This window comes from Agromyces neolithicus (assembly GCF_039529735.1).
Classification (GTDB): Bacteria; Actinomycetota; Actinomycetes; order Actinomycetales; family Microbacteriaceae; genus Agromyces; species Agromyces neolithicus.
In genome coordinates this window covers 222,602-245,288 of the sequence record NZ_BAAANJ010000015.1, presented here as the reverse complement: position 1 = coordinate 245,288, position 22,687 = coordinate 222,602, and the positions used below count along the sequence as shown (strand labels likewise).

Genomic DNA, 22,687 nt, shown 5'->3' with positions numbered 1-22,687 from the left:
GGCGCATTCGGACCGCCGGCTATGTTCTCGTGATCTCCTCATCGAGGAACTTGCTGATTGCCGCGAGCGCGTTCGGCGAGATGTCACCGAGCGTGCGAGCGGCGTACGACTTCACGCGAGCGGCGCGCATCGATCGAACGAGATCGAGCTGTGCGCTTACCCTCTCCGGAGCTTCCGCACCATCGGCACCCATCAAGAACTCGGTGTCGACGTCGAAGTAGGCGGCGAGCCCGTCGAACAGGGCGCGGTCCTGGACGTACCGGTGGCCGTTAACCATGTACGTCCAGCGGGATCGCGACAGGTTGATCCCGCGCTCTTCGAGGTACGCGGCGATCTGCGAGTACGTGGGCTCGGACCCCGATTCAGCGATCGCGACGTCGAGAAGGAGGCGGAGGCGTTTCGCGAGGTCCTCTGCGGCCGCTTTACTCTCGTCTTCGTTCATGTCTCGCATCACCATCACCCTCGGGATAGGTCTGGTATCGCTGTGTCGGTCGACATCCCAAGCGTTGGGCATGCTCAATCTACTCGTTGGGCATGCTCAACGCAACCGTTGCGCATGCTCAAATTGCGTGGTAGGAACGACGCAAACCGAACTTTGAGCATGCTCAACGAGGGAGGTGACGAGCAAGCCCAGAACTCCCGTGGTGTCCGCGCTCTTACCGGGCGGGCTCTGCGATGCCGCTCACCTGCGCCCGGAGCATGCGTGCGCAGCCGGGCACACCTATGCGTCAGCCGCGCATCATTCGCGCGGGGTAGTCGTTCCGAAGGGTGGTCGCCGTGTCGACGAAACCGCAACCGAATCACGACCGGGAAGCGAAGCTCGTCGAGTTGCATGAGCACCTCGTCGCGTCCGTCGAGACGCTGGTCACCGGCGACGAGTGGAAGCGCGCCCTCGAGTTCGCTGCCCGATTCTGCACTCGATCGTTCAACAACACGCTGCTGATCTGGTGGCAGCACGAAGCCGCCTACCGGCAGGGACGCGTCCCCAACCCGATGCCGACGTACGTCGCCGGATTCAAGCAGTGGCAGGCACTGGGGCGCCGAGTGATCGCCGGACAGCGCGGGTACATGATCTTCGCGCCGCTCACCGCGCGGTTCGCGACCTCGGCGCCGATGGATGCGAACTCGTGGCGTCGGCTCGATCGCAACGAACGCCCGCGCGCCGGCGAGATCGTGCGCCCGCGAATGGTGGGAGTTCGGCCAGCGTACGTCTGGGACTTCTCGCAGACTGACGGCCGTCCGCTCCCCGAGCTGCCGCGGCCAAGCCTGCTCCACGGCGAGGCTCCGCCGGGACTCTGGGATGGGCTCGCCGCGATCGTTCGCGACGAGAGCTTCAGTCTGTCGATGGTGACGGATGTCTCGGAGCTGCGCGGCGCGAACGGCGTCACCGATTTCAGGGCGCGCGCGGTCATCGTGCGCGACGATATGGATGCCTCCGCCCGTGTGAAGACGCTCGCACACGAACTCGCGCACATCCGGATGCACGGGCCCGAGAGTGACGCCTCCTCGCATCGCGGCATCGGCGAAGTCGAGGCAGAGTCGGTCGCATTGATGATCGGTGCCGCGCACGGGATGGATACCAGCGACTACACGATCCCGTATGTGTCTTCGTGGGCGAACTCGGTGCAGGGGAAGACACCGACCGAGGTGATTCAGGAGACCGGTGAACGGGTGCGACGAACCGCCGCCGCGATACTCGACCAGCTCCCCACCACCCAAGGCGCCGGCGGTGATCCTCCCGGACTCGATCGGCGCGAGCACATTCAGCGAATGTCCGCGACGGCCGTCACCGCGTCGTCCGAGCGGCAGCCGGAGCAGCTCGAAGCGCGGAGTCTCTGATGGACATCGCGGAGCTGCTGTTGACCACGAACCGCATGACGACCCGCGACGCGGCGATCGCATTCGCCCGTGCCGGCATCCCAGTCTTCCCGTGCGCCCGCGAGGAGAAGCGGCCCCTGACCTTGGCCGGATTCCACGATGCGAGCTATGACCCCAACCAGATCCTCGCGTGGTGGGCTCGTTGGCCCGACGCGAACCTCGGCATTCCGACCGGCAGCGCCTCCGGTATCGAGGTCGTCGATGTCGATGCGAAGGGAGTCGCGGGATCGGGCTTCCCCGCGTTCGAGCGCGCCGCCAGGGCGGGACTCGTTGATGGCGAACTAGCCCGGGTTCGGACGCCATCTGGCGGCCTGCACGTGTACTTCCCAGCGATTCAGTCCCGGCCTCAGCGCTGTTGGCAGGCAGCCGTCGCGCGCATCGACTTCCGCGGGACCGGTGGCTACGTGATCGCGCCTCCATCGATCCTGGCGACGAATCGCGGCCGGGCCTCTTACCGGCTCTTCTCCGTGTCGTCCGCTCACACGCAGCCCGTCGACGCCGTCGCGCTTCGCGACTTCATCGACCCGCGCCCGGCACAACAAAGCACGCGCTCGGCCCAGCCGGCCACAGCCGCGGCACTCGAACCGAGAAGGCTCGCCGGGTGGGTAGGCCGCCTCCAGGAAGGCGAGCGGAACGCCGGTCTCTTCTGGGCCGCCTGCCGACTCGCCGAAGCCGGTTTCTCACCCGACGCGGTCGCATCCGCACTGGCGCCGGCGGCGGCGAGCGCCGGCCTCGCGGATGGGGAGATCGCGACCACGATCCGATCCGCCAGCCGTCAAGCCCCGTCGAGACCACCGAGGCCGTCAAGCCCGAGACAGACCCCGCCGACCCACTGGTCCGCTCCCCCCTTCCCACCACCAAGGGCCTTCCCACCACCAAGGGCAGGTGACACGCAATGCCTGCCCTGACCCACCCAAACCCTCTCCACCGCCCAGACGGCGTCCGCCTCGCGATGATCACCGCTGTAGTCGGCACCGTCTTCATCGCGGCCGGAGCGTTCTGGCTGTCGTTCACGTCGCTCAGCGACCTCGCGCGCCGCTCCGGGTTCGATCCGGCACAGGCGTGGGTGTGGCCGCTCATCGTCGACGGCATCATCGTCGTCGCGACGGTGGCTGCCGTCGCCCTTGCGAGGTCGCGGGTCGCCTGGTACCCGTGGATGCTCCTCATCGCAGGCGCTGCGATCTCGGTTGCGGCCAACGCAATCCACGCGATCGTTGCAGATTCGATTGAAGTGCCCCTCTTCCTCGCGGCATCCGTCTCAGCCGTCCCGCCGCTTGTGCTGCTCGCGATCACCCACTTGACCTCGGTCCTCACGCGCCATGACCCCGCCCGGGCCGCCGCGCCTGCAAGCGCGCCCGTGAGTGCGAAGAAGCCGGCCCGTGTTCCGATCACCGCGGCTCCGCCAGACCCCCAACTCACCCCTGCCGCTCCAAATCGATCGGATGCCTCATCCCTCCGCGCGCTCGGATGGTCGAACTCCGCGATCGCTCGGCACCTCGGCGTTCATCCATCGACGGTCGGCCGCTGGTTCCGTGACCGCGTCGTCGCACCTGCAATGCAGACCAGCACTGTGAGAGAGGGCACGACCGATGGATGAAGACGACTTCGAGAAGGCACGCCCCGAGGCATCCGATGCAGCGGGCATCGACAACGCGGCCAACGGGGATGCGATGCATCCCGTCGATGACGACCGCACCCCGATCGCTGCGCTCCGCCGGCGGGTGGCATCCGACCCGAGCCACACGCTCGGCGCGCACCGTGAAACCGCCGACCGCCCTGGAATCGTCTGGGTTCGGGCATCCGACCTGCTCAGCTCGAGCAGCGGACGCCTCGCCGGCCGCGGCATCGACTTCGAGGCCGAGCTCGCCCGCCGCCTGCGCCGCGCCCCCACCACCGCCCGAAACGTGATCCGCGAGCACGCCGACCGGCTCTCTCCACTCTCCGAATTCGGACGATCGGGCGACCATCCACAGCTTCGCCGCGACGGGCTCGGCCGGAGGTGACTCATGCGCACCCTGAGGAGCGCGGTGACACATGCCTACGTGACTGGGGGTGCCGCGATGAACTGGAGCACACGGTCGGATGCCGCTTCGGGGACGTTCCACGATTCCGAGGGCCTGCGAACGTTGCTCGACCGCCTGCAGTCCAACGGCGGTACAGGCTGGCGCACCGACCCCCAGGCCGCAGAGCTCATGCGGTACGCAGCCGACCGCTACGCGGCTCTGGCGCGCAAGCACGGCCTCGACCCTTGGGAGGCGGCCGCGGCGGCGTTCGACGCCATGCGAGCGCCGGCGACACTGCGCGCAGATGACCCGTGGGCGATCGTCACCCGCGCTGTGCAGGTCACCTGCATCGCCGAGGAACGCGCTCAAGGCCTCCTGTGCTCAGTGCACCAGGCGCGGCGGCCGCGGGTATCGTCGTACCACGACGCCGAGCGTTTCAGCGATCGCGAGCACGCCCTCCTCGACTACCACCCGGCGTTTCGGACCGATCCAGTCGACGCGCTGCCCGAGACATCCGAAACGCCGCGCCAAGTGGAATCCGCCGTCGAGGATGCAATCTCGCTGTTCACCCTGCTCGGCTGGCAGCCGGATCGCGCGCGCGGTGGGGTCGAGTACATCTGCGGCCGGCTGGCGGATGCCGCGTCGCGTGCATCCGCGTACGAGTCGCTGCGGCGCGACTACGAGGCGCGGGCACTGCTCGACATTCCGCAGCGCGCGTGGATCGCGATGCTCCGCGCGGTCCTCGGTATCAGCGACCACATACACGAGCACACGACGGCGGGAAGGGGCATCCTGCTCCGGCTGCTCGTCGGCGAGCACCTGAGGTCGCTGCTCCACGACGACGACCTGGTCGCCGACATCGTCGAGAACCTCCCGAGGTCGCACGAATGACCGGCACGCCGGGGCACGTCGAGCTGGAGCGGTCGATCGACTCCATTCGGATCGGCTCGCGCCACCGCGCTGACCTCGGCGACATCGACGCCCTCGCCGCGTCGATTGAGCGACAGGGCTTGCTGCAGCCGATCACGGTCACACCCGACGGGGTGCTCGTCTGCGGCGCTCGCCGGCTCGCCGCTCTCCGCCAACTCGGCGTGCGCAAGCTCAACGTCTGGGTTCGCGCCGGCATCTCCGACCGACTCACGGAACTTCCTCGCCGAGCAGGACGACAACACCCTCCACAAGCCGCTCAGCCCTACCGAATCCGCCACGCTCTATCGAGAGTTGAAACAGCTCCTCGCGGAGGAAGCGGTGCGTCGACAGGAGGCATCGCGGTTCCACGCGAACGGCGAAAACCCCAGATCAGATGGCGGTGGCGAATCGCCACCACCGTCGCCAGGTATCGGCCGTTCGCGCGAACATGCCGCCCGCCTGATCACCGGCCAGGACTCGTACAAGCGCCTCGAGCAGATCGGCGACCTCCAACGGATTGCGGGCGACGAGCGCACGGATGCCTCATTGCGGGCGCTCGCAGTGGCGGAACTCGATGCGATCGACCAGGGCGGAGCTGTGTCGTCGGCGCATCAGCGGGTGAGCGCGCACCACTCGCTGGCCGAGCTCGAGGCGATCGCGGCCGATCTCTCGCGACCGGCGGGCGTGCGGCACGCATCCTCGGCTAGCGCAGCGCGGTTGCACGCGGTCGAGCGGACGGCGAGCGCGGCGGAACTCGAGCAGCTCGCGCGTGAAGCGCTGGCGCGGGTGAAGGCCGCGAGGAAGTCAACGAACGGATCACGCCGTCCGGCGCCCGCGCGGCCAACGGCTTCGAGCGACAAAGCAAAGCTGCCCGTTCGTGCCTTCGTCTTCCTCTGGGCCGACCTACACGACTGGTGGACACAGTATGACGTCGCGGAGCTTGCGATCGCGCTCACTGATGAGCAGTGGGAGCAGTTCGAAGAGACGCTTGCCGGCACGATCGCGTTCGCGGAGTCGCTGCGGGCGCTCCGTTCGGGCTCACGCGCGGCGGCTCGGTGAGGGAGCTTCCAGATGCGTTTCCAACACCGACGGCGGTTGATCATCGCGATGGCCGTGAGTGGCTCGGCGTTGCTGGTGCTCGCGACCATCGGCGTGTTCGGCCTGCTTCGCGGACCGGCGAACGGGAGTGAGCTCGGGCGGCCGACGCACGCGGCCTCCGAATCATCGCTCGTACCCGAGCGAGCCTTGCGGCCGCAGCCGGTGCTCACGACCTTGGATCCCGAGCGCTTCGCCCGGAGCGTCGCCGATGCGCTGTTCACCTGGGACACACGTCATAGTGGTGGTCCGTCCGAGTGGGCACAGGTGCTGGTCGACGTCGCTGACGCGGATGAGGCCGCGGCCGTGGCATCCGATGTCCGTAGTTTCCTGCCCGCGCCGGAGATGTGGCAGCAGCTCAGCGTATACGGCACCCGGCAGTGGCTTGAGGTGGAGTCGGTCACCGTGCCCGACGCGTGGACGACCGTGCTCGCGCAGGCCACGCCGGGTCAACTCCCCCGCGGCGCATCTGCGTTCACGGTCGACGGCACCCGTCGACGCGAAGGCACGTGGGGCACGGACGTCCTCAGCACCACGCGGCACGTGTCGTTCACGGTGTTCCTCGCCTGCGCGGGCCAGGAGCCGTGCACCCTCTTGCGGCTTTCGCAGCTGGACCAACCGCTGGAATGAGGGCCGGTGGATGAAGAAGCTGCTCGGCATCCTCTTGCTCGTCCTGCTCCTCGGCCCGCCCGTCGGCCTCGTGAGCGTCGCAGCACTGACGAACCCGGCGGCGATCTCATGTTCGTCCGGGTCGCTCCTCGTCGGTGACATCCCCGACTCGCTGACCGCACGGACCCGCGACGGCCGATCGATCACACTGAACCGGCAGCAACTCACCCACGCCGCGACGATCATGACTGTCGGCGGGCGTACCGTGGGCGTCGGCCGCGAAGGCGTCGTAATCGCGCTCATGGCCGCCCTCACCGAATCGACACTGCGGATGCTCGCCAACCCGAGCGCCTACCCGGAGTCGCTCGGATTCCCGAACGATGGCGTCGGATCGGACCACGACTCGCTCGGGCTCTTTCAGATGCGACACGCCTCCGGCTGGGGAACCGTCGCCGACCTCATGAACCCGGAGTACCAGGCGCGGGCGTTCTTCGGCGGGCCATCCGGCCCGAACGGCGGATCACCTCGCGGCCTACTCGACATCCCCGGCTGGCAGCTGCTCGACCCCGGCGAGGCCGCGCAAGCCGTCGAGGTCAGCGCCTACCCTGACCGGTACCAGAACTACCAGCCGGTCGCCGAGGCGATCATCGCTGCGCTCACCCGTACGCAATCCGACGGAAGATCGGCTGCGGCCGCCGGCGTTTCCGAGACCTCACGCATAGTGTTCCCCCTCCCGGCAGGCACCTACACGAGCACCGACAGCTTCGGACCGCGGATCGACCCGTACACCGGTGTGCAGCGATTCCACGCGGGCAGCGACCTCGCCGCCCCGATGGGAACGCCGATCCTCGCGATCGCCGACGGCGTGGTCACGTTCGCCGGCCAGCGCGGCACCTACGGTGGGCTCATCATCGTCGAGCACACCGTCGGCGGCGAGCGTGTCGCGTCGTACTACGCCCACATGTACGACCACGGCATCCATGTGTTGGAGGGCGACACCGTCGCTGCCGGCCAGCACATCGGCGACGTCGGCTCCGCCGGCAAGTCGACCGGCGCTCACCTGCACCTCGAGATCCACCCCGGCGGCGCGAACGCGCCCGCCGTCGACGCCATGGACTGGCTCGCCGAGCACGGCGCCGCCGGCCTCGCCAGAGCGGATGTCTCGACCGCCGCATGCCGACCCGAAAGGACGCCCTGAAATGGAGATCTTCCCCGACTTCGGGGCCGTCGGCGGCGCCGCCGAGCTGCAGAGCATCGCCGGGGCGCTTTTGACGCTTGTGCTCATCGTTGCTGTGCTCATGATGATCATCAGCGGGATCACGTGGGCGCTCGCGTCGGCGAATGGGCACTTTCAGATAGCTACCCGCGCGCGGCTTGGGCTCTGGGTTGCGTGCGGGGCGGCCGCACTCGCCGGCGCCGGAGTTGCGTGGATCAACTTCCTCCTCGGCGTCGGCACAGCGATGTGACCTCGAGCTCGTCCTGACAACTCGACGCAGTGGCGCCGTGAACCTTCGAGGACCATCCGGTGCACCTTCCTCTCGGCTGCACCATTGGACATCGAGGGAGGCTTCGAATGATCGACATCGATCCGAACGGGACCGGACTTCCCGGCATCGAACAACTTCGCATCATCGTCGGCGCCGTCATGACGGTTGGCCTCATCCTTGGCGTGCTCGCGTTGATCATTTCTGCGATCGTGTGGGGCCTCGGGTCGAACTCATCGAACCCGCACCTCGCAGCGCGCGGCAAGCTCGGGGTACTCGTATCCTGCGCGGCGGCGATCATCTGCGGCGCATCCGTGACGCTGATCAACTTCTTCTGGAACGTCGGCCAGACGGTCTGAACCGAGCCGAGCAGGACAGCGGACAGGGAGCGGGCGAGGCCGATGAGCGTCTGCGACATCCCCGTCATCGCGGAGGTCTGCGGCGCAGTCGGCGAGGGCACCGCTTCACTGGTCGCAGCGCCGTTCGATTGGCTCGCGCACGCGATGGGGGCTGCCGCTGCCTGGCTGTTCGAAGCGGTGTGGACGGCGTTCGACACGACCACTCTGGTCGACCTCACAGACCCCGGCTACATCGCGGTCTACAACGTGCTTTTTGGCGTGGCGGTCTTCGTCGCGCTGATCTTCTTCTGCCTGCAACTGATCAGCGGACTCGTGCACCGCGACCCGGGCGCTCTCTCCCGGGCCGCGCTCGGACTCGCGAAGTCAGTGCTCGGATCGTTCGTCATCGTCACGATCACCGGCCTGCTGCTCGAAATCACCGACCAGCTCGCAATCGGCATCGTTCAAGCCTCTGGCAACACGATGGAAGGGATGGGCGACCGCATCGCCCTCCTCGCCGCCGGCCTCACGACGATCAACATCGGCGCACCAGGTGTGGGCGCCATCGTGACGATCTTCCTCTCCGCACTCGCGATCAGTGCGGCAGCGATCGTCTGGTTCTCGCTCCTGATCCGCAAGGCTCTGCTGCTGGTCGCGATTGTGTTCGGGCCGGTCGCGCTCGCGGGCGCGACGTGGGATGCCGCGAAGGGATGGTTCACGAAATGGGTCGCCTTCGTGATCGCGCTTATCCTGTCCAAGCTCGTCCTCGTCGTGATCTTCCTCGTCGCGGTCGCCCAGGTGTCTGCGCCGATCGACGCTGACCTCGCTTCGATCAGCGACCCGATAGCTGGGATCGTGCTGATGTTCATCGCGGCGTTCGCCCCATATCTCACGTACAAGTTCCTCAATTTCGTCGGCCTCGATATGCACCACGCCATGTCCAGCGAGCAGGAAGCCAAGTCGGCACTGAACCGACCGGTCCCGGTTCCCAACGGGCCGATGACGGATGCCGCGAAGCAGATCCTCGGGCCTAGCGAGAGCGGCGGCGGGGGCGGCCGGGCCGCCCGCGGCGGTCGCGCCGCGGCGACATCCGACGGCGCGTCCACGGGAGGGGGTGCCGGGCCAGCGGGTGCCTCGAACACCGGGGCGACCAGTGGCGCGGCGGCGGCACGATCCGGGGCGTCTGGGGCAAGCGCGGGTGCCGTGGCCGGAGTCGCAGGCGCAGGGATCGCCGCCGGTGCGGCCATTGCGGGCGCGGCGGCGCAGGCCGGCCCGCGGGTCGGCAACGCGGTCGGGAGCATCGGCGACACGCAGGTGGACTCCGCCAGCGACGGCGCGGCATCCGCTCCCCCGGCCGGGCCGCAGCCGGTTCTCGGACCCACGAGACATCCAACCCCCGCACCGTGGCCGGATGCCGCATCGCCAGCCGCCGCGCGCGCACGGAAGGACGTTTGACCATGGACACCGACACCACGCGCCCTGGATACACGCTCGCCCCGGTTCAGTTCTCGAGGCTCACCCGGCGAGGTGTCCTGCTCGGCCTCTCGCTCCCCCAGCTCGTCGCGCTCTCGATCGGGGTGCTCACCATCGTCAGCGCGCTCTACACAACGGGTGCGTCCGGGATCGCATGGACCTCCCCGATCTGGGGCACGGCGGCACTCGTCGCGGCCATCCCGATCGGCGGACGCAAGATCGTCGAATGGATGCCTATCACCGGCCGCTGGCTGGTGCGCGCCGCCCACGGGCAGCTCACCTATCGGCGCCGCATCATCCGCCCGCGACCCGCCGGCACTCTCGCCCTGCCCGGCGACGCCGCGCCGCTGCGCGAATGGCACGACCCGGAATCGGGTGCGGTGATGATCCACGACCCGCATGCACAGACGCTCACCGCCATCGTTGCCGTCTCGCACCCAGCGTTCGCGCTCCTCGACCCTGGCGAACAACACCGACGCGTCACAGGCTGGGGACGCGTGCTCGCCGGTGCTTGCCGTTCCGGCCGCATCGCCCGCCTCCAGGTCACCGAACGCACCCTCCCCGACTCCGGCACCGGGCTCACGGAATGGTGGGACCGGCACGGCATCGACGACGGCAGCTGGGCCGCATCTACCTACCGTGAGCTCATCGATCGCGCGGGCCCGGCGGGCGAGCGACACGCCACCAGCATCAGCCTCGCCCTCGATCTGAGAGCCGCTGCGCGGCAGATCCGCACCTCGGGCGGCGGCACACGCGGCGCCGCGACGGTGCTCCGCCAGGAGATGACCGCCCTCACCGGCGCGCTCCGGGCTGCCGACCTTGTCGTCGACGGATGGCTCACCGCCGACCAACTCGCGAGCGTCCTCCGCGCCGCATACGACCCGGATGTCGGCGTTGAACTGGAACGGCATCCCGCTATCGGGCGCGACCTCGCAACCGCCGGGCCGGTCGCAGTCGCCGAGTCGTGGGATCGGCTTCGCTCCGACAGCGCGTTCCATGGCGTCCTCTGGATCAGCGAATGGCCCAGGTCGCAGGTGTTCCCCGGCTTCCTCTCACCGATCGTGTTCACGAACGGGGTACTCCGGACAGTGGCGTTGCACTACCTGCCAGTTCGGGCCGATCAGGCTGCGCGGGACCTACGGAAGAAGAAGACCGAACTCATCAGCGACGCCCACCAGCGGCGACGCATCGGGCAGATCGAGGATGCCTCTGCGACTGCGGAGTACGACGACGTACTGCAGCAGGAAGCCGACCTGACCGCCGGTCATGGAGTACTGCGGACGACGGGGCTCGTGTGCGTGACCGCGCCGACTATCGACGAACTGGATGCCGCAGTCGCGGTAATCGAGCAAGCGGCCATCCAAGCGTCGTGCGAGGTCAGGCGACTCGTCGGGCAGCAGGCACAGGCATTCACCGCGGCGGCGCTGCCGCTCTGTCGGAGCGTGTGATCGGCAAGATCGTCTCGACGCCATTTGGCGTCAATCCCGACATTGCGAGGCGCGCCGCCCGAGCCTACTATCGAACATAGTTTCGAATCCCCGAGGAGGCCGCATGCTCAAAACACACGGTGAGCCCGTCACCGTTTGGTTGGATGGCGCTGACCTTCCAACACGACTCGTCCATGGCGGTATGCGCTACCGAGTCATCGACCAGCCCACCTCGCTCCCCCAACATCCCGAATGGCCGAGCGGTATCTCTCACCCACCAGCCGATGTGCTTCTGCCACCTGGGTGGCGGGTCACCGGACGCGCCGACGACGGCACAGTTCTCGTCTTCGACTTGCGCCACGCGCCGAACGGCTGGACCGTCGAAGCGACCTACTTCTGACGTGGGCGGCAACCGTAGATACCCCGACGCTGCTGACGAACGCGCCGACGAGATCCGCCTCAAGCAGGAAAAGCTCGGGCATCCGGTCAGCCTGACGACCGCTGAAGTCCGACACACCGGCGCCCGCGCCGAGGCCCCCGAACCGGTCCCCGTCATCGCAACTGTCCGGTATCGAGTCGTCTACGAGGAACCACGAAAGGTGGAAGGCGAGGCCGTGGCCTGGACTCGTGGCGCCGTGCTCGTGAAGTACCCCGACCCGATGACGCGGCAGGATCGGTTCGTCTGGGTCTACGCCAACGCCGTCACGCGACGCACCTCGCGGTGACCCGGCTCGTGCACCTTCAGGACGAAGCATCCTGATTGGAGCTCGTCATGACCACCCTTGTACAACATGTGCCCGACTCCCGGTGGATCAGCGTTGTCTTCCTCCAAGGCGAGGAGGCCGACGCCGTACTCGAGATGATCGACCGCGCTGGGCCGGGACCGGCGATCGAGTACCTGCAGCAGTGGGACTTTGGTGACGAGACGACCGAAGCTGCGCTCGAGAACGGGTACGTGTACGACGCGATACCAGCCGGCAGCACCGACCGCACGATCCACGATGACAGTGGACGATATGCACTGACGTACAGTCCGCATTTCGGCTATGTGTCGTTGCTCCGCAGTTGCGAGCTCCACCTCGAACCTACGCTCGCCGTCGCGCTCGAGCGGCCCGCGACGGCGGGTGAGCGGGCGTTGGCCGAGCACCCCGATGAGTGGTTCTCGGCGCACAAGCTCAGCGCACACCGCGCGACGCATTTCGTGGCACGATGAGCGACGCTGACACGCAGGAGCGCCTGCACACCGCGGCGCTGGTCGAACCCCACCACGAGCGCCGCAGCGACCGCCGCGCGCGGAAGCGTTCGGCAGCGCAGATCGAAGCCGCCGCCCGCAAAGCCAAGTCGCGCGAGCAACGCACTCGATGGCTGGCCGAGCGGGCAGAGGCGCGCTCGGCGGCTTATCTCCCCGCGGGCGGCGAGGCCGGTCCTACCCAGCTTCGGATGCCCGGCCGGCTCAAGCTGCCCAAACACCAGGACACGTCCGCGACGCTCGCCGGGCACTACCCGTTCCTCGCCGAGGCCGGCCTCGGCTCGGCCGGCGTGTTCGTCGGGCAGGACCTGTACTCCGGCGGATCATTCGTCTACGACCCGTGGGTGCTGTACCAGCGCGGGATGATCACCGCGCCGAACATCGTGCTCGCCGGGATCGTCGGGTCGGGCAAGTCGTCGCTCGCGAAGTCGCTGTACACCCGTTCTCTCCCCTTCGGACGGCGGGTGTACGTGCCCGGGGATCCGAAGGGGGAGCACACCCCGGTCGCCGAAGCCGTCGGCGGGAAGGCGATCATCCTCGGCCACGGGTTGCGGAATCGGCTCAACCCGCTCGACGAAGGCCACCGCGCCGCATCCGCATCTGATGCCGAATGGGCGGCACAGCTCGCGGCCCGCCGACGTGAACTGATCGGCGCCCTCGCCGAGACCGTCCTCGATCGCACCCTGACACCGCTCGAACACACCGCGATCGACCTCGCCCTCGCCGACGCGGTCCGCAGCGCCGAGGTGCCGATCCTGCCGATGGTCGTCGACCGCATCCTGGCGCCGAGCTCCGAGGACGACCACGACCGGCGGCTCGCTGAAGACGGTCGGCTCGTCGGGCACGCACTGAGGCGGCTCGTGGCGGGCGATCTCGCAGGACTCTTCGATGGGCCATCCACGGTGCGATTCGACCCATCACTGCCGATGATGTCGCTCGATCTCTCCCGGGTCGCGGAGAACTCGACCCTGATCTCGGTGCTGATGACCTGCTCGTCGGCGTGGATGGAGTCCGCGCTCGCCGACCCCGCCGGCGGGCAACGCTGGGTGATCTACGACGAGGCATGGCGGCTGATGACGTATCCGGCGCTGCTGCGCCGAATGGACGCGCAGTGGCGGCTCGCCCGGCACTTCGGCATCGCGAACATGCTCGTGTTCCACAAGCTCAGCGACCTCGACAACGTCGGCGATTTCGGTTCGGCGATGCGCGCCCTCGCATCATCCCTCCTTGCGAACGCTGAAACCCGGATCGTATACCGGCAGGAGGCCGACCAGCTCGGTTCCACTGCGACCGCGCTCGGGCTCTCGGGCACCGAGCAGAGGCTACTGCCGGCGCTCGGTCTCGGGCAGGGACTGTGGCGAGTCAAGGACCGCAGCTTCGTCGTGCAGCACCAGTTGCACCCCGACGAGCTCGTGGCATTCGACACGACTGCGCGGATGACTGGTCCGTCGTAGCAGCGGTGCCAGTTGCGCACCTTCCAAGGAATTGAGGAGACATCCGATGGCCGACACCGTGAACCGGCAGCGGGAGGCGAGGATGATGCTCGCAGCGCTGTCTGAGCCGAGCGACATCGTCACCGGGACCCTCATCGCACGGCTCGGTGCCGCTGAGACCGTCGATCTCATCACGACCGGGGATCGGCTGCCGAACGGTGTTGACCCCGCGGAGGGCGAACTCTGGCGGCGCCGCCTCGCACCAAGAATCAACCCAGGTCAGGTCGATCGGATCCACGCCGACATGGAACGACACGACCTGCGTCTGCTGACTCCGGAGGATGTCGACTGGCCGGGCGAACTGCAACAGCTCGGCGCACTCGCGCCCATCGCGCTTTGGCTCAAGGGCAACGGGCACCGGCTCGCCACTCCGCTCTCGAGCAGGGTCACGATCGTCGGATCTCGCGCGGCAACCGGGTACGGCGAACACGTCACCAGAGAACTCGCGTCCGATCTCGCGTCCCAGCATCGCCTGATCTGTTCGGGTGGCGCGTACGGCATCGATGGGGCCGCCCACCGTGCCGCGACCAGCGCAGAGCCCGGTTCGACAATCGCGGTCCTCGCGAGCGGTCTCGACCGTCTCTACCCAGCCGGCAATGAGCAGCTCTTCGAACGGATCGTAGAGACCGGCGGCCTCGTCGTGAGCGAACTCCCGCCCGGTGCATCCCCCACCCGCTGGCGGTTCCAGCAAAGAAACCGGATTCTCGCTGCACTCGCCGGTGCGACGGTCGTCGTCGAAGCCGGTCACCGATCCGGGTCGCTCAACATCGCCGGACAGGCGCACTCGCTCGGCCGACCAGTCGGCGCCGTCCCAGGCCCTGTCACCAGCCCAGCGAGCGCCGGCTGCCACGGCCTCATCCAGGAAGGAGTCGCCAGCCTCGTCACCGACGCGCAGGACATCACCGACCTGCTCGACTCCACCGCAGGCTTCTCCGGGGACCGGACCTTCGCCTATTCCACCACTCGGCACTTCGCCCGCACCGGCGGCGACCTCATTCTCTGAGGGATCGCGCGATGGAGAAGCCGATGCGACGGATGCCACGGGCGCGATGAGCACGACACGAACCCAGGGGGCTCTCGGCGACGAACTCGCCAACCTCGGTATCGGACTGCTGATTGGAGCGGCCGCGCTCGCGTTGCTGCTCCGCGCCGCCGGAGCGATCGCCGCCTGGGCAGTCGGCCTCCCCCAACCTGCCGGCGGACCGGAGTCCGGCCTTGGTGTGCTCCTCACCCCAGGCGATCCATCCGCCGCGTTGGATGCACCCGGCCTGCACCCCGTCGCATTCTGGATCACCGCGACCGTGCTGTGCGGCGCCGCCGTCGCGGCGGCGGTCTGGTTGTGGCGGATGCTGCACGAGACCGGCCGTGCGGCGAACACCGACCCGCACCGCATTCCCGGCATCGCCACCCGCACCGACGTCAAGCGCGCAACATCCCGCACCGCCCTCATGAAGCGCGCTGCCCATTTGCGCCCGTCATTGTCAGATGCTGGCCCGACCGACGTCGGGTACGTCCTCGGCCGCTCCCGTGGCACGAACGTCTGGGCAAGCGTGGAGGACTCGGTGCTCGTCATCGGCCCGCCGCGCTCCGGTAAGGGCGCGCACATCGTGATCAACGCGATCCTCGACGCCCCTGGCCCAGTGGTCACCACCTCGACGCGACCCGATAACCTCACCGTCACGCTCCGCGCCCGACGGCGCTTCGGACCGGTGGCGGTATTCGACCCGCAGCAGCTTGCAGCCGGGGTTCCTGCAGGGCTCCGTTGGTCGCCCATCCGCGGCTGTGAGGATCCGCTCACCGCGATGATCCGCGCGACGGGACTCGCCGCCGGCACCGGGCTCGCCGCCGGCGGCGTCGAGGGTGGCGGATTCTGGGAAGCAAAGACCCGCACCGCCCTGCAAGCGCTCCTCCACGCCGCAGCACTTGACGGCCGCCCGCCCGCGGAACTCTTCCGGTGGACCCTCGACCCCGCCGCAGCCCACGACGCGGTCGCAATCCTGCTCGGCAACTCCAACGCCGCGATCGGGTGGGGCGACTCGCTTCAGGCAATGCTCGAAGCCGACCCCCGCACCCGCGACTCGATCTGGCAGGGAGTCTCCCTGTCCCTCGGCGCCCTCGCTGACCCCCGCGTCCTCGACGCTGTCTCCCCCGGCGACGGAGAAGAGTTCGACCCCGAAGGGTTCCTGCGCAGCAACGGCACCCTCTACCTGCTCGCCACCGGCGCCGGGGCGAACAACTCCGCCGCGCTCGTCGCCGCGTTCGTCGAAGACCTCATCGAGACCGGCCGCCGCATCGCCGCACGCAACCCCGGCGCCCGCCTCGACCCACCGCTCCTGCTCGCACTCGACGAGATCGGCAACCTCGCACCACTCCCATCCCTGCCCAGCCTGATGGCCGAAGGCGGCGGCACCGGGATCACCACCATGCCGGTGCTCCAATCCCTCGCGCAGGCCCGCACCAAGTGGAGCGACAACGCGGCTGGCGCGATCTGGGACTCCTCGATCGTGAAGATTGTCCTCGGCGGAGCATCCAACTCGAGAGACCTCCAGGACCTCTCCGCCCTGATCGGCGAACGCGACGAATCCACCGACTCCACCAGCGTCGGCGATCGCGGATCCCGCTCAGCGCAACGTTCCGTTCGCCGCGTCGCAACCATGCCGCCCGACACCATCCGCACCCTCCCGTTCGGCACCGGCCTCGTCCTGCTCCGCGCCGCCCCACCGGTCATCGCAAAGCTGCGAATGTGGACAGAGAGACCGGACGCCCGGGATTTGAAGGCGAACCGCGGCGAGATCGAGGCGCTCCTGCGCGAAACGCCGGCCGCCTTTCACGAAATCGAGCAGCGAGCGGAATTGCCGGTCACCCCGCCGGAATGACCGGCAAGCACCCTGGCCGGTGGAACGCGCGGCGCACCTCCCAAGTGAGCGGGTCGAAACGATCCACCAGATCGTAGGAGGACGGTCCCATGGCACTTCACACCCAACAGTCGCTCTCCGGCTTCATCGCCTCGGAGCCGCAGCAGTCGTTTACCGAGAACGGCGACACCCGTTTCTACGTGCGCGTTGGCCAGCCCCACTTCCGACGCGAGGGCGACGGCAGCTTCACCGAACTCGAGCCGACATTTCACGACCTCGTTGCCTACCGCGCCACCGCCGACCGCGCACTCTCCCAGTTCGCCAAGGGTGACAGCTTCATCGCCGAGGGTTACGTCCGAACCTTCCAAGTCGAACGCGACGGCGCGATCATCGAACGCGAAGAATTCGTCGCGAAGAAGATCGGCCACGACCTCGCCCGCACCAACTACGACGTCGAACGCAATCGCCGACCAGCACTTAGCGCCGAGCAGGACGCCCCGAACACGCGACCGGTCGCAGCGCCGGCGCAAGTGCGCGCGAACACCGCCGTGCTGGGGATGGGAGCGGGGCGGTGACGGAGGCCTCGAGCCACTGGTGGACCACCACGCAGGAAGTCCCGCAGGGTGCCCTGCCTGAAGACAACGCGTTCGAGGATCTTGACGGCCCGCTGACGGCGGAGCCGCCGCATCCGATCAACTGGAACCTTCTTACTGCCGATGAAGCCGAGACCGAGTGGATCGAGCTCAACCGGTGGGTCAACTGGCTCCGACGGACCTACGGACTCCCAGTCTCAGTCATTCCGCCGTTGTGGCACCGGCACCCCGAACTTGTCTGGGAACTCTCCGCCATGCACCTGCATTGGCTCTGCGCCTACGATCCCGACCAACACGGCTCCGCTCCCTTCGGCTGGCACCGCGACTTCGCCGATGCCCGCCAACGCCTCCACGACTGGGTCGCCACCTCGGGAACCCGCCTCGACCGCGACCGGCCCACACGCCAAACGGCATGGCCGGGCGAACCTCCGGCAGACCCAGTCGAAGAAGGCGAGGTCACTGACCGCGACGATGACTTCGTTCGCTTTGTCGTCGACGACGTCGCCCGTCGCCGCGCCGCCCAGGTTGCTTTCGAATCTCGGAGCTAACAGCGGTCAGTTCTCGTGTCGAAGGCGCGTGTTCGCTCGGGGTGCGTCCACTTCCGGCGCACCCCGGTTCCGGCGATGCCGTCCGCGTCTTGTCTGGCGAGACAATTCCCAATGTATTTGCGCGGATTGCGTGAAAAGCTGGACTGTGGCACTACCCGAGTCGCTACACATTCCACCCGAGCTCGCGCTCGCGCGCCGAGTCGAAGAGTTGCCCGAGCCTGACGCGTTGCCGGGCGGCTGCCTCTACTCCCCGAAGTGGGACGGGTTCAGGTTCGCGATCGTGCTGGCCGGCGAGTTGGCTTCCGTGTGGTCCCGGCAGGGTAAGAATCTCACGAGGTACTTTCCCGAGCTCGCGGCCGCGGCCGCGGAGCTGCCAGATGGAACGGTCCTCGACGGTGAGGCCGTCATCTGGAGGGAAGGCCGACTGGATTTCGCCGCCATGCAGCACCGCCTGAGCGGCGGAGCAGCCATAGCTGCCCGGCGCGCACGGGAACTGCCGTCGTCATTCGCCGCATTTGACGTGCTCGCGGTCGCCGGTACTGACGTGCGGCACCTCGCCCTCGAGCATCGCCAGTCGCTGCTCGAGGAGCTGGCCGCCCAGTGGCAGCCACCGATGAATATCTCCCCCGTCACCCGCGACGTCGACGAAGCCCGGGAGTGGTTCGAGACGATGCCGGCGGTCGGTGTCGAGGGAATCATAGTGAAGGCGGCCGCCTCGGGGTACGAGGGTGGCAAGCGCGAGTGGTGAGTTATCTGCACCACTGGCGTGTTGCCCAAACGCGCGACAACACCCTTGCTAGACCGGTGGTGCGGTGCCCGTCCGGTCGCCAGCGAGGAGCCCCGCGTGTACGAGCCCACCGAAGACGACGTTGTGCGACGGGGTCTCCAATCCGGCGACGTCCAATTGGCTAGGGTCGGACGCGTCATCGCCGGGCCCGGATCCGACGAGCCGTACGTCGTGCTCGACGAGGACGGAAGAGCCGTCGAACCTGTCAGTGCGTGGGCGCGCTACATGGCCGTCGGCGACCACAGCCCGCGCACGATCCGGTCGTACTGCTACGCGGTGCTCATGTGGTTCCGCGTCCTGTGGCAGCTTGACGTCAGATGGGACCGCGCGACCGAGGCCGAGACCGCCGCGCTTGTGGGGTGGCTGCGTATCGCGCCAAATCCGCAGCGGCGACGGGAGGCGGGCGCCCCCGCGGTGAACCTGAAGACCGGCAAGCCGAACCTCGGCCTCGGGTACGGCGCGGCGACAATCAATCTGACACTTGCTGCTGTGCGCGGGTTCTACGACTTCCATGCGCACTGGGTTCGCGGCCCGGTGGTGAATCCTGTTCCGGAGTCACCTGCCCGCCGTCGTGCTCTCGCTCATCGGGGCCCGCTGGAGCCTCGTCAGGCGCACCGGCGAGGGGCCCACCGGCAGCGCGCTCAACGTCCCGGTCCAAGATCGATCCCGGATGCGATGTGGAATCAGTTCTTTGCGCAGATGCCGTGCGACCGCGACCGAGCGCTGGTTGCGTGCTTCGTCAGCTCAGGAGCGCGTGCGGAGGAACTCCTGGGCGCTGAGGTCGACGACGTCGACTGGGCTGGGCAGCGAATGTCGGTCGTCTCGAAAGGCTCGCGCGAGCGTCGGATGGTCCCATTGTCCCCGGAAGCGATGTCCTGGCTTGCCCGCTACCTGCGGACGTTCGAGGGCCATGCCACTGGCCCTCTCTGGAGGACCGTGCGCGGTGAGCCGCGTCCGCTCACGTACGGCGCGGCCCGGCGCGTGCTCCAGCGGGCGAACGATGTGCTGGGCACGAACTGGACGCTGCACGACCTGCGGCACACTGCCGCCATGCGGATGGTTGACAGCGGGGTGCTGACCCTGCCCGAGGTGCAGGTGGTGCTCGGCCACGCAGATCTGAGGACCACGAGCATTTACACGACACCGCGCATCGATGAGGTCATCGACAAGATGCACGACCACTACGCCAGGCCGGCACCTCCGCCGCGCCGGTTCGCGCCGGGCTACGCCGAGGATGACATCGCGATCATCTTCGGCGGGGGCGTCCATGAGTAGGGCAGCGGCATCGACGACAGCGGTCTGGAGTCGGCGAGACGCGCCGCAAGAGGGCGACGTCGGCGACGCCCGCGTAGGGAAGTCGTGGGGCAAGGCTGACGTGGTCGCGTCTGTGGCCCCCGCACCGCACCTTCCGCACCCTCACGGCGATCTGGACGCGGCGCCCGCCGAGACGCTGATCGCAGCGGCGTGCTCCGTGCTGCCTCGCTCGTCGATTCAGCTCGACAAGCGCGCTCGTTCGATCCGACGCCTGGTCGAGCATCTGAGCGCCTTTCCGGGCGCCACGTGGCAGGAGCGGTGGGAGGCGAGCGGGTGGGAGTCGTCGTCGACCCCGCTCGCGTCGCTGAACCCCTCCCCGACAGCGAGCTGGACGATGACCAGCGGCTTCTCGTGGCTGGTTGCTCTGAGAGTGCTGGTCCCGTCGCTCCGCGTTCTGCGCAGGAACGCCGTCTCGGACTTCGCCAGGATCTTCCTGGCGAGCCAGCGAGACGACGACCTGGCCGTACTGGTGACAGCGATCGAATCGGCCCCGGTGAGCGCGACGATGCGCAACAAGGCCCTCACCGAGCTCGCCTGCATGCTCGCAGTACAGGCGATCCCTGCGTCGGATATCACGCCCGCCGGGATCATGCACTTCGGCGTGGCCCTCCGCGAGGTCAGCACTGCCGAGAACAAGCACGGGCGGAAGCTCGCGGGAGCCCTCATCTGGCAGGTACTGTTCGACGCGGGAAAGTTCCCCGAGGGCACGCCAGTGACGATGAAGGTCGCCACCGTGGGTGGGCGCAAGAGCGTGACCGAGATGGTCGACACCTACGGGATCGCGAACACTGCGGTCCGTCAGCTCCTGATCGACTATGTGACCCACCGCTCGGCGCTCGGGATGGACTACGGCACCGTCTCCAACCTGGTGCGCGCGCTCACCCGGAACTTCTGGTGCGTCGTTGAGCGGGTCAACCCCGACCAGCGAGACCTGGACCTCGACGAGGTGACGTACGACGCCTGGAGGGCGGACGTGGACACTGTCGAGACCCCAGACGGACGCCGCCCACGCCAGAGCATCTGGGACCTCCTGATCGCTGTGCGAGCCCTCTACCTCGACGTCCAGAGCTGGGCGGTCGAAGACCCCGGGCGCTGGGGACCGTGGGTCGCACGGTGCCCCATCCCGCCTATCGCCAGCCGAGGCTACAGCGCGGGCCGACGGCGTCTAGCTGAACGCATCGCCGATCGCACGCGGACTCGGCAGCCGATGCTGGACCTGCTTGTCGACCACGTCAGGGTCGACCGGGACCGGTTGAGCGCTCTGCTCGCGGCCGCCGAATCCGTCTCCGAGCCCGAGTTCAAAGTGGGGGGTGTCAGCTACGTGCGCATCGTCGGGTCCCGGTCCGCGAACGCGGGGAAGTACCCGCAGAAGGGTCCCCGTGCACGTCGCGGCGCAGCCATCGAGCCCGCGCCAGATGCTGCCCCAATGCGGGTCCGGCGTGCCGAGGGCGGGCCGGTCATCGACGTCCAGGCCGACGAAGCGCGTGCCTTCTGGACCTGGGCAATCATCGAGGTGCTGAGGCTGACCGGTATCCGGCACGAGGAGCTGCTGGAGCTCTCGCATCTTTCCGTGCGCCAGTACCGCCGTCCGAACGGGGAGGTCGTTGCGCTCCTCGTGGTGACGCCGTCGAAGTCGGACCGAGAGCGCGTCATCCCGATGTCGCCCGAACTGTTGCACGTGATCGCGCAGATCATCCACCGCCATACTGAGCGGCTGCGAACCATCCCCCTTGTGCGTCGTTGGGATCCATACGAGCGGCAGCATAGCGAGCCGTTGCCGTTCCTATTCCAGCACAGCGTCGGGCAGGTTCGAGGCGTGATGAGCCCTACATTGACCGCCAGGTTGATCCGGAGGGCCTGCGAGGAGGTCGCCGTCGGACACCCAGAATTCGACGGGCTGAGCTTCACGCCGCACGACTTCCGACGACTGTTCGCCACCGACCTGGTCAACAACGGGCTGCCCATTCACATCGGCGCGGCCCTACTCGGGCACGCGAACCTCCAGACCACGCGCGGCTACGTCGCGGTGTTCGACGAGGACGTGGTCCGGCACGACCAACTGCACCTCGCCCGCCGACGCCAGTTGCGACCGAAGGACGAGTATCGCGACGCGACAAACGCCGAGTGGCAGGAGTTCGAGGAGCACTTCGACAAACGCAAGGTCGAGCTCGGCGCCTGCGGGCGCCCTTACGGAACGCCCTGCGCCCACGAGCACGCCTGCGTCCGATGCCCGATGCTCCATGTCGAGCCACAGATGGTCGACCGCCTCGACGACATCGAGACAGACCTCATCGCCCGGCAACAACGCGCCGAAAGCGAGGGATGGCGCGGCGAGATCGAGGGCATCGAGGTGACCCTTGACCACCTGCGCACCAAGCGCGAGAGGGCACGCCGTCTTGGTAGCATCGGGCCGGTTGCGCTACCGATGCCCGTCGTCCGGACCTCGCCCCAGGGCTGATCGCAGCCGCGCTAGAGTTGTTCCTTGGCCCGCGGACAGACCCATCGCGGTCAGGCGATCATCGAGCAGGTCAACGCTGATCTGAAGAACAGCCCCTGGCGCACCTGCCTTCCGGAGTATCAACGCGAATGCCGCCTGACTCGTCGTCGCCATGATCGCGTTCAATCTCGCCCG

At 68.1% G+C, this 22,687-nt stretch carries 24 protein-coding genes and 1 pseudogene; 24 read left to right on the top strand and 1 reads right to left on the bottom strand.

Annotated elements, in window-relative coordinates; translation table 11 throughout:
* Window positions 1-19: 19 nt before the first annotated feature.
* On the bottom strand, window positions 20-451 hold the full coding sequence (locus ABD164_RS15045; protein ID WP_344297102.1) for a hypothetical protein: 432 nt from the start codon (window positions 449-451) through the stop codon (window positions 20-22).
* A 326-nt stretch (window positions 452-777) separates the two neighbouring features.
* Between ABD164_RS15045 and ABD164_RS15040 the strand changes: the two genes are divergently transcribed.
* The 24 genes and pseudogenes from ABD164_RS15040 to ABD164_RS14925 all read left to right on the top strand — a co-directional run bounded on the left by ABD164_RS15040 (window position 778) and on the right by ABD164_RS14925 (window position 22,513).
* Window positions 778-1,839, top strand: a complete 1,062-nt coding sequence (locus ABD164_RS15040) for an ArdC family protein (protein ID WP_344297101.1) — start codon at window positions 778-780, stop codon at window positions 1,837-1,839.
* Complete coding sequence (locus ABD164_RS15035) at window positions 1,839-2,786, top strand: bifunctional DNA primase/polymerase (protein ID WP_344297100.1); 948 nt, start codon at window positions 1,839-1,841, stop codon at window positions 2,784-2,786. The genes ABD164_RS15040 and ABD164_RS15035 overlap by 1 nt, the downstream gene beginning before the upstream one ends.
* A gap of 44 nt (window positions 2,787-2,830) precedes the next feature.
* On the top strand, window positions 2,831-3,475 hold the full coding sequence (locus tag ABD164_RS15030) for a DUF2637 domain-containing protein (protein WP_344297099.1): 645 nt from the start codon (window positions 2,831-2,833) through the stop codon (window positions 3,473-3,475).
* Window positions 3,468-3,881 (top strand): hypothetical protein, encoded by a 414-nt coding sequence (locus ABD164_RS15025; RefSeq protein WP_344297098.1) that lies wholly within the window; start codon window positions 3,468-3,470, stop codon window positions 3,879-3,881. Before ABD164_RS15030 ends, ABD164_RS15025 begins: the two co-directional genes overlap by 8 nt.
* A 57-nt stretch (window positions 3,882-3,938) precedes the next feature.
* A complete protein-coding gene (locus ABD164_RS15020; protein WP_344297097.1) occupies window positions 3,939-4,772 on the top strand; it encodes a hypothetical protein in 834 nt (277 codons plus the stop codon).
* Window positions 4,769-4,957, top strand: a pseudogene (locus tag ABD164_RS15015) (ParB N-terminal domain-containing protein); the annotation flags it as partial. The gene ABD164_RS15020 and the pseudogene ABD164_RS15015, both read left to right, overlap by 4 nt.
* 145 nt (window positions 4,958-5,102) lie before the next feature.
* Window positions 5,103-5,849 (top strand): hypothetical protein, encoded by a 747-nt coding sequence (locus ABD164_RS15010; RefSeq protein ID WP_344297120.1) that lies wholly within the window; start codon window positions 5,103-5,105, stop codon window positions 5,847-5,849.
* Between the two features lie 12 nt (window positions 5,850-5,861).
* Entirely contained in the window at window positions 5,862-6,515 is a 654-nt protein-coding gene (locus ABD164_RS15005) for a hypothetical protein (RefSeq protein WP_344297096.1), read from the top strand.
* A 10-nt stretch (window positions 6,516-6,525) separates the two neighbouring features.
* Entirely contained in the window at window positions 6,526-7,692 is a 1,167-nt protein-coding gene (locus ABD164_RS15000) for a M23 family metallopeptidase (protein ID WP_344297095.1), read from the top strand.
* A 1-nt stretch (window position 7,693) separates the two neighbouring features.
* Entirely contained in the window at window positions 7,694-7,960 is a 267-nt protein-coding gene (locus tag ABD164_RS14995; protein WP_344297094.1) for a DUF6112 family protein, read from the top strand.
* A gap of 107 nt (window positions 7,961-8,067) precedes the next feature.
* On the top strand, window positions 8,068-8,337 hold the full coding sequence (locus ABD164_RS14990; protein WP_344297093.1) for a DUF6112 family protein: 270 nt from the start codon (window positions 8,068-8,070) through the stop codon (window positions 8,335-8,337).
* A 42-nt stretch (window positions 8,338-8,379) separates the two neighbouring features.
* Entirely contained in the window at window positions 8,380-9,771 is a 1,392-nt protein-coding gene (locus ABD164_RS14985) for a conjugal transfer protein TrbL (protein WP_344297092.1), read from the top strand.
* Window positions 9,772-9,773: 2 nt separating this feature from the next.
* On the top strand, window positions 9,774-11,237 hold the full coding sequence (locus tag ABD164_RS14980) for an SCO6880 family protein (RefSeq protein WP_344297091.1): 1,464 nt from the start codon (window positions 9,774-9,776) through the stop codon (window positions 11,235-11,237).
* A gap of 103 nt (window positions 11,238-11,340) precedes the next feature.
* Entirely contained in the window at window positions 11,341-11,616 is a 276-nt protein-coding gene (locus tag ABD164_RS14975; protein ID WP_344297090.1) for a hypothetical protein, read from the top strand.
* A gap of 1 nt (window position 11,617) precedes the next feature.
* Window positions 11,618-11,941 (top strand): hypothetical protein, encoded by a 324-nt coding sequence (locus ABD164_RS14970; protein WP_344297089.1) that lies wholly within the window; start codon window positions 11,618-11,620, stop codon window positions 11,939-11,941.
* 47 nt (window positions 11,942-11,988) lie between these two features.
* The gene (locus ABD164_RS14965) at window positions 11,989-12,429 is read left to right on the top strand and encodes a hypothetical protein (RefSeq protein ID WP_344297088.1); all 441 of its coding nucleotides are present in this window, start codon (window positions 11,989-11,991) and stop codon (window positions 12,427-12,429) included.
* Window positions 12,426-13,919, top strand: a complete 1,494-nt coding sequence (locus ABD164_RS14960) for an ATP-binding protein (RefSeq protein ID WP_344297087.1) — start codon at window positions 12,426-12,428, stop codon at window positions 13,917-13,919. Before ABD164_RS14965 ends, ABD164_RS14960 begins: the two co-directional genes overlap by 4 nt.
* A 46-nt stretch (window positions 13,920-13,965) precedes the next feature.
* Window positions 13,966-14,961: a DNA-processing protein DprA gene (gene dprA, locus ABD164_RS14955; protein WP_344297086.1), complete on the top strand. Its 996-nt coding sequence runs from the start codon at window positions 13,966-13,968 to the stop codon at window positions 14,959-14,961.
* A 46-nt stretch (window positions 14,962-15,007) separates the two neighbouring features.
* On the top strand, window positions 15,008-16,834 hold the full coding sequence (locus ABD164_RS14950; RefSeq protein ID WP_344297085.1) for a type IV secretory system conjugative DNA transfer family protein: 1,827 nt from the start codon (window positions 15,008-15,010) through the stop codon (window positions 16,832-16,834).
* Window positions 16,835-16,923: 89 nt separating this feature from the next.
* Entirely contained in the window at window positions 16,924-17,388 is a 465-nt protein-coding gene (locus ABD164_RS14945; RefSeq protein WP_344297084.1) for a single-stranded DNA-binding protein, read from the top strand.
* A gap of 53 nt (window positions 17,389-17,441) precedes the next feature.
* Entirely contained in the window at window positions 17,442-17,954 is a 513-nt protein-coding gene (locus tag ABD164_RS14940; RefSeq protein WP_344297118.1) for a hypothetical protein, read from the top strand.
* Entirely contained in the window at window positions 17,878-18,702 is an 825-nt protein-coding gene (locus ABD164_RS14935; RefSeq protein WP_344297083.1) for an ATP-dependent DNA ligase, read from the top strand. The genes ABD164_RS14940 and ABD164_RS14935 overlap by 77 nt, the downstream gene beginning before the upstream one ends.
* Window positions 18,703-18,798: 96 nt before the next feature.
* On the top strand, window positions 18,799-20,016 hold the full coding sequence (locus tag ABD164_RS14930) for a tyrosine-type recombinase/integrase (RefSeq protein ID WP_344297082.1): 1,218 nt from the start codon (window positions 18,799-18,801) through the stop codon (window positions 20,014-20,016).
* Window positions 20,009-22,513 (top strand): tyrosine-type recombinase/integrase, encoded by a 2,505-nt coding sequence (locus ABD164_RS14925; RefSeq protein ID WP_344297081.1) that lies wholly within the window; start codon window positions 20,009-20,011, stop codon window positions 22,511-22,513. Before ABD164_RS14930 ends, ABD164_RS14925 begins: the two co-directional genes overlap by 8 nt.
* Window positions 22,514-22,687: the final 174 nt, after the last annotated feature.